We start from the raw sequence: 14,427 nt of genomic DNA, 5'->3' as shown, positions 1-14,427 counted from the left end.
ACGGGAAGGAGGGGCGTCGAGGATGAGCACCAAGGACTTCATCGAGAAGGACTACTACAAGGTCCTCGGCGTCCCGAAGGACGCCACCGAGGCCGAGATCAAGAAGGCGTACCGGAAGCTCGCCCGCGAGTTCCACCCGGACGCCAACAAGGGCAACGCCAAGGCGGAGGAGCGCTTCAAGGAGATCTCCGAGGCGAACGACGTCCTCGGTGACCCCAAGAAGCGCAAGGAGTACGACGAGGCGCGCGCGCTGTTCGGCAACGGCGGCTTCCGCCCCGGGCCGGGCGCGGCCGGCGGCTCCTTCAACTTCGACCTGGGCGACCTCTTCGGAGGCGCCGCCCAGGGCGGAGGCTTCGGTGGCGGACTCGGTGACGTCTTCGGGGGCCTGTTCAACCGCGGCGGTGCCGCGGGCACGCGCACCCAGCCCCGGCGCGGCCAGGACATCGAGTCCGAGGTCACGCTGAGCTTCACGGAGGCCATCGAGGGGGCCACGGTGCCCCTGAGGATGTCCTCCCAGGCGCCCTGCAAGGCATGTTCGGGCACCGGCGACAAGAACGGCACACCGCGCGTGTGCCCGACCTGTGTCGGCACCGGTCAGGTCGCCCGGGGTTCCGGTGGCGGCTTCTCGCTCACCGACCCCTGCCCCGACTGCAAGGGCCGCGGCCTGACGGCCGAGCACCCCTGCCCGGAGTGCAAGGGCAGCGGGCGCGCCAAGTCGTCCCGCACGATGCAGGTCCGCATCCCGGCGGGCGTCACCGACGGGCAGCGGATCCGGCTGCGCGGCAAGGGCGCGCCCGGCGAGCGGGGCGGCCCGGCCGGCGACCTGTACGTGGTCGTCCACGTCGGCGAGCACCCGGTCTTCGGACGCAAGGGCGACAACCTCACCGTCACCGTGCCGGTGACGTATCCCGAGGCGGCTCTCGGCGGCGAGGTGCGGGTGCCGACGCTCGGCGGCCCGCCCGTCACCCTGAAACTGCCGCCCGGCACGCCCAACGGCCGCACCATGCGCGCCCGGGGCAAGGGCGCGGTCCGCAAGGACGGCACCCGCGGCGACCTCCTGGTCACCGTCGAGGTGCGTGTTCCCACGGACCTGTCGGGGAAGGCTCGTGACGCACTGGAGGCGTATCGCGAGGCGACCGCGGGCGAGGACCCGCGGGCGGAGCTGTTCGAGGCCGCGAAGGGAGCTTGAGAGTGATGGACGGCCGTCGGCGCGTTGACAATTTTCGTGGGCCGTATGAACTGACCGAGGAGACCCCGGTCTACGTCATCTCGGTGGCGGCCCAGCTCTCCGGACTCCACCCGCAGACGCTGCGCCAGTACGACCGCCTGGGCCTGGTCTCGCCCGACCGCACCGCCGGCCGGGGCCGCCGCTACTCGGCCCGTGACATCGAACTGCTCCGCCAGGTGCAGCAGTTGTCGCAGGACGAGGGCATCAACCTGGCCGGAATCAAGCGGATCATCGAACTGGAGAACCAGGTCGCCGCGCTCCAGTCCCGCGTGGCGGAGCTGGAGGCGGCCCTGGACGGCGCGGCGGCGGCGATGCAGCAGCGCGAGGCGGCCGTGCACGCCTCCTACCGGCGCGACCTGGTCCCGTACCAGGAGGTCCAGCAGACCAGCGCGTTGGTGGTGTGGCGGCCGAAGCGGCAGCAGCAGGACTGACGCGCACAGGCGCACACGAAGAGGGGCCCGGATTCCGGGCCCCTCTTCGTGTCTCCTCACGACCCGTGCGGAACCGCCCTGGTTGTACGGGTCTTTGCCGTTCCCGTGAACTCCCTTGACGTGGACGGTCCGTAAAGGGAATTTGAAGGGGGTTTCGCGTGACCTCCACAGATGCAGCGGAGCGTGCTGTTGCGCACTCGTTAAGTGATTCTTCTTGACGCCAGGTGTGGCCTGCGCGTTGTCTTTTCAGACACCTGGGCCGTATAGCAACGCCCACGTCCGGAACGCACCTGAAGTGAGCCCTCGCATGCGCCGTATCGCCATATCCGTGGCCGTGTCCACGATGACCCTCTCGCTCGCCGGCTGTGGCGTGCTGAACGTGACGGGGGACGGCGCGAGTGCGAGCCCGACCAAGGGCAACGACATCACGGTGGGCCTGCTGCTGCCGGAGAAGGCGAACACCCGCTACGACAAGTTCGACTACCCCATCATCCGGGACAAGGTGGCCGAACTCACCAAGAAGCAGGGCAAGGTGGAGTACGCCAACGCCGACGCGAGCGCCGCCCGGCAGTCCGAGCAGATGCAGAACATGATCGACGGCAAGGTCGACGTCATCCTCATCGACGCCGTGGACGCGCACGCCATCGCCGGCGAGGTGAAGAAGGCCAAGGACGCGGGCATTCCGGTCATCGCCTACGACCGTCTCGCCGAGGGCCCGATCGACGCCTACATCTCCTTCGACAACGAACTCGTCGGCGAGGTGCAGGGCCGCACCCTGCTGGAGGCCCTGGGCCCGGACGCCGGCACCTCCGACAAGATCGTCATGATGAACGGGTCGCCCACCGACCCGAACGCCAAGCAGTTCAAGGAGGGCGCGCTCTCCGAGCTGAACGGCAAGGTGGACATCGCGGACAGCTACGACACCGTCAAGTGGAAGCCGGAGAACGCCGAGGCCAACATGGCCAAGGCCATCGCGAAGATCGGCAAGGACAACATCGCCGGTGTCTACTCCGCCAACGACGGCATGGCGGGCGGCATCATCAAGGCCCTGAAGGCGGCCGGTGTCACCGACCTGCCCCCGATCACCGGTCAGGACGCCGAACTGGACGCCGTGCAGCGGGTACTGACGGACGAGCAGTACATGAGCGTCTTCAAGTCCTACCCGGACGAGGCCGAGGCCGCCGCGCAGATGGCCGTCACCAAGCTCCAGGGCAAGGACATCCAGTTCGACGCCCTCACCCAGGACCGGGTGGACAGCCCCACCACCAAGGACATCCCGGCCAAGCTGGTTCAGGTGACCGCGCTGACCAAGCGCACCATCAAGGACACGGTCGTCGCGGACGGCATCTACACCGTCGACCAGATCTGCACCGCCAGGTACAAGGCGGCCTGCGCGGCGGTCGGTCTGAAGTAGGGCGCCGCGTTCCACCCCCGGCCGGCCGCGGTACGCGGCGCGGACCGGTGCCGAAACCCGGACACAGCGGTATTTTCCGGTGGCCGCCGTGGAGGGAGCCGTGTTGCGGACCCGGTTCGGCGCCGCGCATAGTTGCGCCACGGAAGTGGCAGCACACCGGGGGTGGAATGGGCGATGGCCGGGCACGGGGCGGAGGAGCATCCTCACGGTGCCGACCGGCTGTGCGCAGCCGGGGACCGGGTGTACTCCCGTGCCGTGCGCCGGGGACGGGTGCCGCGCACGGACGCCGAACCGGTGCCCTGCCTGCTGGAGCTCGCCCTGCTGCACCCCGACCCGGACGACATGGACTGGCTGGTGCCGACCTCCCCGCAGGAGGTCATGACCCGGCTGCTGCGCGGGGTCTACGACGAGGTCAGCGCGAGCCAGCGGCGGATGGGCTCGGCGGTGGCCGCGTTCGAGTGGTACGCGGGCCTGGGAAGGCAGCTGAACGCGCTGGCGGCGCCGGCCGAGGGCAGCGCCATCCGGGTCCTGGACGGGCTCTCCCGCATCCAGGCCGCGATGGACGAGGCGACCGAGGCGTGCACCACCGAGGTGCTCACCGTGCAGCCCGGCGGCATCCGGCGGGAGGCGGAGCTCTCCGAGGGCCTGCACCGGGCGCTGGCGCTGCGCGGCCGGGGCGTGCGGATGCGGGACCTGTACACGCATGTGGCCCGGCACGGCCAGGGCCTGCTGAACTACCTTGAGCTGATGGGCGACGCGGTGGAGGCGCGCACCCTGGACGAGGTCATCGACCGGCTCATCCTCTTCGACCGCACGGTGGCGTTCATCCCCGCCAACACCGACCGCACGATGGCCCTGGAGCTGCGCCACCCGGCCCTCATCGCCTATCTGGTGACGATCTTCGAACGGCTGTGGCGCCTGGCGATCCCGCTCACGGCCCCGCTCCCCGACACCGGCATCGAGGGCATCTCGCACCGCGAGCAGTCCATCGCCGCGCTGCTCGCCGAGGGCCACCAGGACGCGGTCATCGCCGAACGCCTGGGCATCAGCGTGCGCACCTGCCGGGCCCACATCGCCCGTCTGTCGGAGACCCTGGGCGCGGCCAGCCGTACCCAACTCGGCGTCCGCATCGCCCAGGTCGGCCTGGACGGGCACCGCCCGCCCCTGCCGACCACCGCCCTCGCCGGTCCGGAGCAGGAACCCCCGGCCGTGCGCTGAGCCGTGGCGGGACCGCGCCTCAGTGCTCCCGGTCGAGGATGCCGGACTGGGCGATGAGGTAGCCCAGTTGCGCGCGGCTGCCGCTGCCGAGGGCCTGGGCCAGCTTGGCGATGTGGGCCCGGCAGGTGCGCACGTTCATGCCGAGACGGCGGGCGATGGCCTCGTCGACGTGGCCCTCGACCAGGAGCTTGGCGATGGAGTGCTGGATGTCCGTGATGCCGTCCGGGGCCGTCTCGTAGGGGGCGCCGGTGCTCAGCGGCACGGCGCGGGCCCACATGAACTCGAACACCTTGATCAGGTAGCGCACCAGGCCGGGGTGGCGGAGTTCCAGGGCGACCTGGCGGTCGTCGCGCACGGGGATGAAGGCGACGGTCTCGTCGCAGATGATGAGCCGCTCCACCAGTTCGTCGATGGTGCGGTACTCCACCTTCCCGACGGAGAACTGGGCCACGTACCCGAGGGTCTCGGGGCTGTAGCGGGCGGTGTGCTGGTACAGGGTCCGGATGCGCACGCCGCGTTCGAGGAGGGGGCGGTCGCGTTCCAGGCCCTGGAGGAGGGTGTGTTCCAGTCGGCGGCTGGTCGGCTGCACGGTCAGCACCTCGGAGCGGCACTCGGCCGTCGCTATGTCGAGGGCGGCGTTGATGCGGTCCAGGCCCTCCAGCACCGAGATGGCGTGGGTGGAGGTGGTGTCCTGGGCGCTGAGCGCCATGAACGGTTCGAAGACCTCGGCCAGTTCGATCGACAGCCGCCTGCGGTCGGAGATCTCGCGCTCTATCGGATTGAGCCGCTGGGCCAGGGCGACGGACGGCGGGGTGGGGCGCAGCCAGTTCGCGTCGTCCGGATCCGGTTGCAGGAGGGCGAACTCCATGAGGCAGGGGGCGGCTTCCGCGTCCGCGCGGGCTATCCGCCCCACGCGCAGCGCCTTGGCGTAAAGGCCGCTACCCTCCTCGCAGAGTTCGGTCATGGCATGGGGATGTGACGCTTTGGTCCGATTTGTTGGCAAATCTCCACCCCCCAGGGTCCTGAACATGCAGGAACATGATGCACCGATCGTGTGGCCATGACGTGCCCAAATGAGACATCGTCTTGTTCGACGGGGGAAGAGGGGACCTTCAAGTGAGGACGAAGCCGAATATGCGCAACAAATTGCTTCGGTCGATGCTTGCCGTCGCCTTCTCCACCGTTGTGGCCATTGGCGCGCTGAGTGGCCTCTCCGGTGCGAAGCGTGACGCCGCGGGCGATACGACCTGGGGAGTGGCTCCCCGGACAGTCGCCATGAGTGACGGCAGCACCGGGACGGCTCATTCCGATGGTGTGGACGACACCACCTGGGGCTGACTGATGACTACTCCACCCGACGACCGGTCCTTCCGTCGCGAGATGGCCACCGCCTACCGCTCCGGCTGGCACTTCATCGACCTGGTCACGGCCATCCCGCACAGTGGTGACTCACTGATGGTCACCGTGTTCGGTGAGCCGGTCGTCGTCACGCGGGACGAGGACGGGGATGTGCGGGCGTACCGGTGCCTGCGCAAGCCGCGTGGCGCGCCGCAGCCGGTGCGCTGTGCCATCCGGTACGGAATGATCTTTGTGAACCTGGACCAGCGGGACCACCGGCTGTCCGAGCCGGCGCCGTCCGACGTACGAACCATCTCGGCCACCCCCCGCAGTGCCTGACGCGATTCCCCCGTCGTAACAGATCGCTCAGGTGCTTCCCCCCGCAGCGGCGTCACCGTGACCTGAACACGGTGACGCCGCTGCAGTTTGTGGCGACATTTCGGGGTATGGGCCTACTCCACGGTGGCCGGAAACCGCCGGGCGCCGACCGTGCTCAGCCGCGCCCCAGCGCCCGCTCCACCTCGATCTCGATCACCACCCGGGACGGGTTCGGCGAGGGCGTCCGCTCGTACCGCTCCGCGTACCGCCGCTCCGCCTCCGCGACCCGCTCCGGCTCGGCGCGCACCCGCGCCCGCCCCTCCAGCGTCGCCCAGCGCCGGCCGTCCACCTGGCACACCGCCACCCGGGCCCCCTCGGCCCCGGCCGCGCGCACATGGGCCACCTTCGTGCTGGTCCTGTTGGTGATCACCCGGGCCAGCCGTGCCGGGGCGTCGTAGGTCACCCCCACCGGCACCACGTGCGGGCTGCCGTCGGGGCGGAGGGTCGTCAGGGTGCACAGATGCCGTTCGCGCCAGAAGGCGAGGTACGGCTCGTCCGGGGCAGCCGGATCCTGGGAGTACGAGGCCATGCCGTGCAACCTAACCGACACCGCCGGGACCCGTGCGCGGCCTGCCTTGAGTGGAATAGACTCAAGTTTGTGTACGTTGCTTGAGGCAGGACCGTCGGGTAGGAGGAGAACGCACACGTGGACGCCGAGCTGACCAACAGGAGCCGGGACGCGATCAACGCGGCGAGCAATCGTGCCCTCACCGAGGGGCACCCGGATCTCACCCCCGCTCACCTGCTGCTGGCTCTGCTCCAGGGGCAGGACAACGAGAACATCACCGACCTGCTCGCGGCCGTCGAGGCCGACCAGGTCGCCGTACGCTCCGGCGCGGAGCGCATCCTGGCCGGTCTGCCCAGCGTGACCGGGTCCACCGTCGCGCCTCCGCAGCCGAACCGCGAGCTGCTCGCCGTGATCGCGGACGCCACCGAGCGCGCCAAGGCGCTCGGCGACGAGTACCTGTCCACCGAGCACATGCTCATCGGCATCGCCGCGAAGGGCGGTCCCACCGGGGACGCGCTCAAGGAGCAGGGCGCCGATGCGAAGAAACTTCAGGAGGCCTTCCAGAAGGCCAGGGGAGGACGCCGCGTGACCACCGCCGACCCGGAGGGCCAGTACAAGGCCCTGGAGAAGTTCGGCACCGACTTCACCGCCGCCGCCCGCGAGGGCCGGCTCGACCCGGTCATCGGGCGGGACCAGGAGATCCGGCGGGTCGTGCAGGTGCTGAGCCGTCGTACGAAGAACAACCCCGTCCTCATCGGTGAGCCGGGCGTCGGCAAGACCGCCGTGGTCGAGGGGCTCGCCCAGCGGATCGTCAAGGGCGACGTGCCCGAGTCGCTGAAGGACAAGCGGCTGGTCGCGCTCGACCTCGGCGCGATGGTGGCCGGCGCCAAGTACCGCGGTGAGTTCGAGGAGCGCCTCAAGGCCGTCCTGTCGGAGATCAAGGAGTCCGACGGGCAGATCATCACCTTCATCGACGAGCTGCACACCGTCGTGGGCGCCGGTGCCGGCGGGGACTCCGCCATGGACGCGGGCAACATGCTGAAGCCGATGCTCGCCCGCGGTGAACTGCGCATGATCGGCGCGACCACGCTGGACGAGTACCGGGAGCGGATCGAGAAGGACCCGGCGCTGGAGCGCCGCTTCCAGCAGGTCTTCGTCGGCGAGCCGAGCGTCGAGGACACCATCGCGATCCTGCGCGGGCTCAAGGGGCGCTACGAGGCCCACCACAAGGTGCAGATCAACGACTCCGCGCTGGTGGCCGCCGCGACCCTGTCCGACCGGTACATCACCTCCCGCTTCCTGCCGGACAAGGCCATCGACCTCGTCGACGAGGCGGCCTCCCGGCTGCGCATGGAGATCGACTCCTCGCCCGTGGAGATCGACGAGCTCCAGCGCTCCGTCGACCGGCTGCGGATGGAGGAGCTGGCCCTCAGCAAGGAGACCGACCCGGCCTCCGTCGCCCGCCTGGAGAAGCTGCGCCGCGACCTCGCCGACAAGGAGGAGGAGCTGCGCGGCCTGACCGCCCGCTGGGAGAAGGAGAAGCAGTCCCTCAACCGGGTCGGTGAGCTCAAGGAGCGCCTGGACGACCTGCGCGGACAGGCCGAACGGGCCCAGCGCGACGGCGACTTCGACACCGCGGCCAAGCTGCTGTACGGCGAGATCCCGCAGTTGGAGAAGGAGCTGGAGGCCGCCTCCGCCGCCGAGGAGGAGGTCGCCAAGGACACCATGGTCAAGGAGGAGGTCGGCTCCGACGACATCGCCGACGTCGTCGCCGCCTGGACCGGCATCCCCGCCGGGCGCCTGCTGGAGGGCGAGACGCAGAAGCTGCTGCGCATGGAGGAGGAGATCGGCAAGCGGCTCATCGGCCAGGGCGAGGCCGTACGGGCCGTGTCGGACGCCGTACGCCGCTCGCGGGCCGGTATCGCCGACCCCGACCGGCCCACCGGGTCCTTCCTCTTCCTCGGCCCGACCGGTGTCGGCAAGACCGAACTGGCCAAGGCGCTCGCGGACTTCCTCTTCGACGACGAGCGGGCCATGATCCGCATCGACATGTCGGAGTACGGCGAGAAGCACAGCGTGGCCCGGCTGGTCGGCGCGCCCCCCGGGTACGTCGGCTACGAGGAGGGCGGCCAGCTCACCGAGGCCGTGCGCCGGCGCCCGTACAGCGTGATCCTGCTGGACGAGGTGGAGAAGGCCCACCCGGAGGTCTTCGACATCCTGCTCCAGGTGCTGGACGACGGCCGGCTGACGGACGGTCAGGGCCGTACGGTCGACTTCCGCAACACCATCCTGGTCCTCACCTCCAACCTGGGCAGCCACTTCCTGATGGACCCGCTGACCACCGAGGAGCAGAAGAAGGAGCAGGTGCTGGAGACCGTCCGGGCCTCCTTCAAGCCGGAGTTCCTCAACCGGCTGGACGACCTCGTGGTCTTCTCGGCGCTCACCAAGCCCGAGCTGGAGCGGATCGCGGCGCTCCAGATCGACCGGCTGGCCCAGCGGCTGGCCGAGCGGCAGCTCAGCCTGGACGTCACCCCGCAGGCGCTGGCCTGGCTGGCGGAGGAGGGCCTGGACCCGGCCTACGGCGCCCGGCCGCTGCGCCGGCTGGTGCAGAGCGCCATCGGCGACCGGCTCGCCAAGGAGATCCTGTCCGGCGAGGTCAAGGACGGCGACACGGTCCGCGTGGACCGCTTCGGCGAGGGCCTGCTGGTCGGCCCCGCGACGGAGAAGACCCTGTAGCCGCACGTGGGCACACCACGGCCCCTTGTCCCGGCCCTGTGCCGGGGCAAGGGGCCGTCGTGCCGTGCGGGCCGCTCAGACGCCGCTCATGGCGTCGTACAGGGACCAGAAGAACCACACCGAGAAGGCCAGGCAGCCCCACCACAGGGCCCCTCGCACCGCTCCGGGTATGCGCATGACCGCATCATCACCCGGCCCCGGCCCCGCCGGCTCCCTTTCCGCCCTCGGCTGACAGGCGGCACGGGGTTGCCATCCCCCGCCCCTCCTGGGGGAGGATGGCGGCATCCGCATGAAGGGAAAATCACGGTGAGCATCGACCCGTCCTCGATTCCGAACTTCGGGGGCCAGCCCGAACCGCAGCCCCAAGGACCGGCGGGCCCCGTCCTCCCGGATCAGGACCTGGTGAAGCAGCTTCTCGACCAGATGGAGCTGAAGTACGTCGTCGACGAGGAGGGTGACCTCGCCGCGCCGTGGGAGCAGTTCCGCACTTACTTCATGTTCCGGGGAGAGGCCGAACAGGCGATCTTCTCGGTGCGGACCTTCTACGACCGCCCCCACAAGATCGACGAGAAGCCGCAGCTGCTGGAGTCCATCGACGACTGGAACCGCCGCACCCTGTGGCCCAAGGTGTACACCCACACCCACGACGACGGCACGGTCCGTCTGATCGGCGAGGCCCAGATGCTGATCGGCACGGGCGTCGACATCAACCACTTCGTCTCCTCCACGGTCAGCTGGGTGCGGGCCGCGATCGAGTTCGACAAGTGGCTGGTCGAGCAGCTCGGCCTGGAGCAGGAGGTCAACGACTCCGAGCAGCCCGAGGACGACGGGGAGTAACCCGGACCCGGCCGGTCCGGGGGCCTTCGCGCCCCCGGACCGCAAGTCCGCGCGCTCACATGCGCCGCAGCCGCTCCGCCGCCTCGCGCAGGACGTCCTCCCGCTTGCAGAAGGCGAACCGCACGAACGGCGCCCCGGCCTCCCGGTCGTCGTAGAAGACCGCGTTCGGGATGGCCACCACGCCCGCCCGCTCCGGCAGCGCGCGGCAGAAGGCGAAGCCGTCCTTCTCGCCCAGGGGCCGGATGTCGGTGGTGATGAAGTACGTCCCGGCCGGCCGGAACACCTCGAAGCCCGCCGCCGTCAGCCCCTCCGCCAGGATCTCCCGGCGCGCCAGCATGCCCCGGCGGAACTCCTCGAAGTAGGTGTCGGGCAGGGCGAGGGCCTCGGCCACCGCGTACTGGAAGGGGCCCGAGGAGACGTACGTCAGGAACTGCTTCACCGCGCGGACCGCGCCGACCAGCTCCGGCGCGGCCGTCACCCAGCCGACCTTCCAGCCGGTGAACGAGAAGGTCTTGCCGGCCGAACCGATGCTCACCGTCCGCTCCCGCATCCCGGGGAACCCGGCCAGCGGCAGGTGTTCGGCGCCGTCGAAGACCAGGTGCTCGTAGACCTCGTCGGTCACCACCAGCAGATCCCGTTCCACCGCCAGCTCGGCGACGGCGGCCAGTTCCGCGCGCGTGAGGACGGTGCCGGTGGGGTTGTGCGGGGTGTTGATCAGCAGCAGCCGGGTGCGGTCGGTGACCGCCGCGCGCAGCTCGTCCAGGTCCAGCCGGAAGCTTCCCTCGTGCGGGCGCAGGGTGACCGGCACCCGGGTGCCGCCCGCCATCGCGATGCTCGCCGCGTACGAGTCGTAGTACGGCTCCAGCGCCACCACCTCGTCCCCCGGCTCGACCAGCGCCAGCAGCGCGGCGGCGATGGCCTCGGTCGCGCCCGCCGTGACCAGTACCTCGGTGTCGGGGTCGTAGGACAGGCCGTAGCGGCGCGACTGGTGCGCGGCGATCGCGGTACGCAGCTCGGGGACGCCGGGGCCGGGCGGGTACTGGTTGCCGCGGCCGTCGCGCAGCGCGCGCACGGCGGCCTCCCGGATCTCCTCGGGGCCGTCGGTGTCGGGGAAGCCCTGGCCCAGGTTGATCGACCCGGTCGCCACGGCGAGCGCCGACATCTCGGCGAAGATCGTCGTCCCGAAAGCGGCGAGCCGGCGGTTCAGGTGGGGGCGTGCGCTGGAGGTCATGCCGGTCATCCTGCGCTCAAGCTCTGGAGTTCCTCAACTCTGCTTTGCGCTCCGGCGCGGCCGGGCATCCCCCGGTCACCGCGGTAGGACGCGGCAACGGCGAGGCGCCCACGGGGGGCCGCTTCGGGGGAACGGAAGGACGGTGGCGCCATGACCGTCGGCATCATCCTGGCGGTGGCCGTGGTTCTGGTCATCGCGGCGGCGGCGGGCCGTAACCGCCGCAACCGGCGCGTCGGAGTGCCGCTCGGCAAGGGCGGCCGGCGGAACCGCGCGTGCCGCGGTTCGGCGTCGTCGTCGGCGGCCTACGCGGGCAGCGGGGGCGACAACAGCTGGTGGGCCGGCGGCGGCGACTCCGGCTCGTCGGGCGGGCACGGGGGGCACCACGGCGGGCACGGGGGTCACTCCTGCGGTGGCCATTCTTCCTGCGGCGGGAGCTCGTCCTGCGGGGGCGGCTCGTCCTGCGGCGGGGGTTCGTCGTGCGGCGGCGGGGGCGGATGCGGCGGAGGCGGCTGACACGGGGCAGCCGAGCTTCCGGAACGGGGGGATCCGCATCCGGGTCGCACACGGCCGGGCGGCCTTCGGGGGAGACCTCCCGGCGGGCGCCCGGCCGCTCCCGTTCCCCGCGCCCGGCGTACGCCGGGGTTGAACAGTTGAGCTGTGGAGCCCTCTGAGGGATGGAAAGCCCACGAAGTTGGGTAAAAACGCTGTGGCGGCGCCACTGTTCATGATTCCCTCTAAATCGCCAACGCAGCCCCTCGGACGTCCCCCAGGCTCCCCACCCCGGCCGGGCCCGGCTGGGCTGACATGGCCGATCTCCCCCTCCTTGCGTGTTAGCGGAGCCGATCCATGCTCACGACCCTGAACACCACCTACACCGATACGCGCGCTGCGGATCTCGCCTGGGCCCTGGGACGCGAGCCGCTGCCCGCCCTGGCCACCCTCGATCTCGAACTCACCGGCGCAAAACTACAGTTGAGGCTGCTCGGCGCATCCCACCAGGTGCTCCTGGAGGAAGAGCGAGGCCGCTGTTCGGAGACGGTCGCCTGCATCCCCGGCTCCAGCACCCCGCTGCCGCTGGGCGTCGCCAAGCGCGTCGGCGACTGGGAGTACGAGTTCGCCGCCCGCGTGGAGGTGCTCACGCCCGGCTCGTTCGCGGGCCGCGCCCAGGAACTGCTGGCCCTCGTCTCCGACCACCCGCACGGCCTCGCCGGAGTCTTCCCGGGCAGCCCGCACGCCTTCACCGCGATGCTGGCCCAGCACCTGGAGGGCCAGGTGTACTGGCGCACCTGGCACGCCTACCCGCAGGACGGCCAGCTGGTGGCCACCCGGACCCGGGTCGGGGCACGGAAGCGGACGGCGGCCCGGCACTCCGCGGCGACATAAACCCGCACCGCGTCAACCGCCCCCAGATCCACACGTGTGGGTGACGAAGCGTGCCCGGCGAGTGACGTAACGTCGCAGGGTGATCGAACCGCACGCCCCCGCGCCCCCGGGCGCCCCGCCTTCCTGGACAGGCCCCGCCCGGCTGCCCGTCCGGCCCGGCACCGGGCGGTTCCTGGTCCTCGTGTGCGTCTTCGTCTGCGCGGCCTGCGGACTCGTGTACGAACTCGAACTCGTCGCGTTCGCCTCGTACTTGATGGGCGACCCGGTCACCCAGGCCTCCGTGGTGCTCTCCGTGATGGTGTTCGCGATGGGCATCGGCTCGCTCGGCGCCAAACGGCTGCGCTGCCACGCGGCGGCCGGATTCGGCGCGGTCGAGTCGGCCCTCGCGCTGATCGGCGGGTGCAGCGCCATGGCCCTGTACGCCGTCTTCGCCTGGACCGCCGGCTGGGGCGGGATGTGGGCCGACGGGCCGCGCTGCCTCCTGGTCGCCTTCTCCCTCGCCATCGGCCTGCTCATCGGCGCCGAGGTCCCGCTGCTGATGGAGCTGATCCAGCGCATCCGCCGGCAGGACGCCGGCGGCGCGGTGGCCGACCTGTTCGCCGCGGACTACGTGGGCGCGCTGGTCGGCGGACTCGCCTTCCCGTTCCTCCTGCTGCCGTTCCTCGGCCAGTTGACGGGCGCCCTGCTGACGGGGACGGTCAACGTCGTCGCGGGCGGCGCCCTGGTCCTCGGCCTCTTCCGCCGCGACCTCACCCGCCGCGCCCGCTGGACCCTGCTCCTCGCCGGGCTCACCGTCCTCGGCGTCCTCGCCTCCGCCGCCGCCCTCGCCGGCGACTTCGAACGGGCCGCCCGGCGCGCCGTCTACGGCACGGACGTCCGGGTGGCCGTGCAGACCGGCGTCCAGGAGGTCGTCCTCGCCGGCGGCACCCACGGCGAACCCCTCGACCTCTTCCTCGACGGCCGCCTCCGGGCCGGCGGCCGGGACGAGCACCGCTACCACGAGGCCCTGGTCCGGCCGGCCCTGACCGGCCCGCGCACGCGCGTGCTGATCCTCGGCGGCGGCGACGGCCTGGCCGCCCGCGAGGTGCTGCGCCACCCCGGGGTGCGCCGCGTGGACATCGTCGAACTCGACCCCGGCCTGGTCCGGCTGGCCCGCCGCGACCCCGGCCTGTCCGCCCTCAACGGGCACGCGCTCGCCGACCCGCGCGTGCGGGTCACCACGGCCGACGCGCTCACCTGGCTGCGGGAGACGAGCGGACCGGCGTACGACGTCGTGATCAGCGACCTGCCCGACCCCGGGATCACCGCCGGCGCCAAGCTGTACTCCCAGGAGTTCTACGGCCTGGCCCGCCGCGTCCTGGCCCCGGACGGCCGCCTGGTGGTGCACGCCGGGCCCGTCGCCGCCCGGCCCCGCGCCTTCTGGACCGTCGCCGCCACCCTGCGCGCCGCCGGTTTCGCCGTCTCGCCCTACCGGGTGTCCGGCCACGGCTCCGCCTGCGCGGCCGGCCCCGACCGCTCCACGGGGGCTCCCCGGGCGCCACGCGACTGGGGGTTCCTGCTGGCGGCGCGCGGGGACGCCGCGCCCGCCCTGCGCGTGGGCCGCGGGCGCGCGGGGACCTTGACGCAGACCGGGCTGACGGCGGACGCGCGGGCGGCGGAACGGACGCGGGTGTCCGGGGTACCGGTGTCGACACTGGTGCATCCGAGGTACTGAGCGGCTGCACG

At 71.3% G+C, this 14,427-nt stretch carries 14 protein-coding genes; 11 read left to right on the top strand and 3 right to left on the bottom strand.

From position 1 onward, the window contains the following. Positions 1 to 22: 22 nt before the first annotated feature. The 4 genes from dnaJ (at position 23) to IE273_RS22305 (ending at position 4,291) form a co-directional block, all read left to right on the top strand. Complete coding sequence (gene dnaJ / locus IE273_RS22320) at positions 23 to 1,189, top strand: molecular chaperone DnaJ (RefSeq protein ID WP_189816938.1); 1,167 nt, start codon at positions 23 to 25, stop codon at positions 1,187 to 1,189. Between the two features lie 5 nt (positions 1,190 to 1,194). Then, complete coding sequence (locus IE273_RS22315) at positions 1,195 to 1,659, top strand: heat shock protein transcriptional repressor HspR (protein ID WP_189816937.1); 465 nt, start codon at positions 1,195 to 1,197, stop codon at positions 1,657 to 1,659. A gap of 307 nt (positions 1,660 to 1,966) precedes the next feature. Further along, positions 1,967 to 3,073: a sugar ABC transporter substrate-binding protein gene (locus IE273_RS22310; protein WP_189816936.1), complete on the top strand. Its 1,107-nt coding sequence runs from the start codon at positions 1,967 to 1,969 to the stop codon at positions 3,071 to 3,073. 174 nt (positions 3,074 to 3,247) lie between these two features. Next, positions 3,248 to 4,291 carry a helix-turn-helix transcriptional regulator gene (locus IE273_RS22305; protein WP_189816935.1) on the top strand — a complete coding sequence of 348 codons (1,044 nt, stop codon included), beginning with the start codon at positions 3,248 to 3,250 and terminating at the stop codon, positions 4,289 to 4,291. A gap of 19 nt (positions 4,292 to 4,310) precedes the next feature. Here IE273_RS22305 and IE273_RS22300 read toward each other — a convergent pair whose 3' ends face one another. Then, positions 4,311 to 5,255, bottom strand: coding sequence for a helix-turn-helix domain-containing protein (locus tag IE273_RS22300; RefSeq protein WP_373309382.1), 945 nt, complete (start codon positions 5,253 to 5,255; stop codon positions 4,311 to 4,313). 170 nt (positions 5,256 to 5,425) lie between these two features. On the opposite strand from IE273_RS22300, the gene IE273_RS22295 reads away from it, so the two are divergent. Both IE273_RS22295 and IE273_RS22290 read left to right on the top strand, forming a co-directional pair. Then, a complete protein-coding gene (locus IE273_RS22295; RefSeq protein ID WP_041665386.1) occupies positions 5,426 to 5,629 on the top strand; it encodes a hypothetical protein in 204 nt (67 codons plus the stop codon). Positions 5,630 to 5,632: 3 nt separating this feature from the next. Then, complete coding sequence (locus IE273_RS22290) at positions 5,633 to 5,968, top strand: Rieske (2Fe-2S) protein (RefSeq protein WP_030648261.1); 336 nt, start codon at positions 5,633 to 5,635, stop codon at positions 5,966 to 5,968. 154 nt (positions 5,969 to 6,122) lie between these two features. Here IE273_RS22290 and IE273_RS22285 read toward each other — a convergent pair whose 3' ends face one another. Next, a complete protein-coding gene (locus tag IE273_RS22285) occupies positions 6,123 to 6,536 on the bottom strand; it encodes a pyridoxamine 5'-phosphate oxidase family protein (RefSeq protein ID WP_189816933.1) in 414 nt (137 codons plus the stop codon). A 117-nt stretch (positions 6,537 to 6,653) separates the two neighbouring features. On the opposite strand from IE273_RS22285, the gene clpB reads away from it, so the two are divergent. Then, positions 6,654 to 9,251, top strand: a complete 2,598-nt coding sequence (gene clpB, locus IE273_RS22280) for an ATP-dependent chaperone ClpB (protein WP_189816932.1) — start codon at positions 6,654 to 6,656, stop codon at positions 9,249 to 9,251. 306 nt (positions 9,252 to 9,557) lie between these two features. Continuing rightward, positions 9,558 to 10,088, top strand: a complete 531-nt coding sequence (locus tag IE273_RS22275) for a type III secretion system chaperone family protein (RefSeq protein WP_015493304.1) — start codon at positions 9,558 to 9,560, stop codon at positions 10,086 to 10,088. Between the two features lie 55 nt (positions 10,089 to 10,143). On the opposite strand, the gene IE273_RS22270 is transcribed toward IE273_RS22275, so the two are convergent. Beyond that, positions 10,144 to 11,328 (bottom strand): pyridoxal phosphate-dependent aminotransferase, encoded by a 1,185-nt coding sequence (locus tag IE273_RS22270; protein WP_189816931.1) that lies wholly within the window; start codon positions 11,326 to 11,328, stop codon positions 10,144 to 10,146. Positions 11,329 to 11,469: 141 nt separating this feature from the next. Between IE273_RS22270 and IE273_RS22265 the strand changes: the two genes are divergently transcribed. The 3 genes from IE273_RS22265 (at position 11,470) to IE273_RS22255 (ending at position 14,416) form a co-directional block, all read left to right on the top strand. Beyond that, positions 11,470 to 11,832 carry a hypothetical protein gene (locus IE273_RS22265; RefSeq protein WP_189816930.1) on the top strand — a complete coding sequence of 121 codons (363 nt, stop codon included), beginning with the start codon at positions 11,470 to 11,472 and terminating at the stop codon, positions 11,830 to 11,832. Positions 11,833 to 12,165: 333 nt separating this feature from the next. Continuing rightward, positions 12,166 to 12,702 (top strand): DUF2617 family protein, encoded by a 537-nt coding sequence (locus tag IE273_RS22260; protein WP_189816929.1) that lies wholly within the window; start codon positions 12,166 to 12,168, stop codon positions 12,700 to 12,702. Between the two features lie 79 nt (positions 12,703 to 12,781). Beyond that, positions 12,782 to 14,416, top strand: coding sequence for a polyamine aminopropyltransferase (locus IE273_RS22255; RefSeq protein ID WP_189816928.1), 1,635 nt, complete (start codon positions 12,782 to 12,784; stop codon positions 14,414 to 14,416). Positions 14,417 to 14,427 lie beyond the last annotated feature (11 nt).

This window comes from Streptomyces olivaceoviridis, assembly GCF_014650115.1.
Lineage (GTDB): Bacteria > Actinomycetota > Actinomycetes > Streptomycetales > Streptomycetaceae > Streptomyces > Streptomyces olivaceoviridis.
The sequence above is the reverse complement of the archived record's forward strand: the minus strand, read 5'-3'. Positions and strand labels throughout refer to the sequence as shown.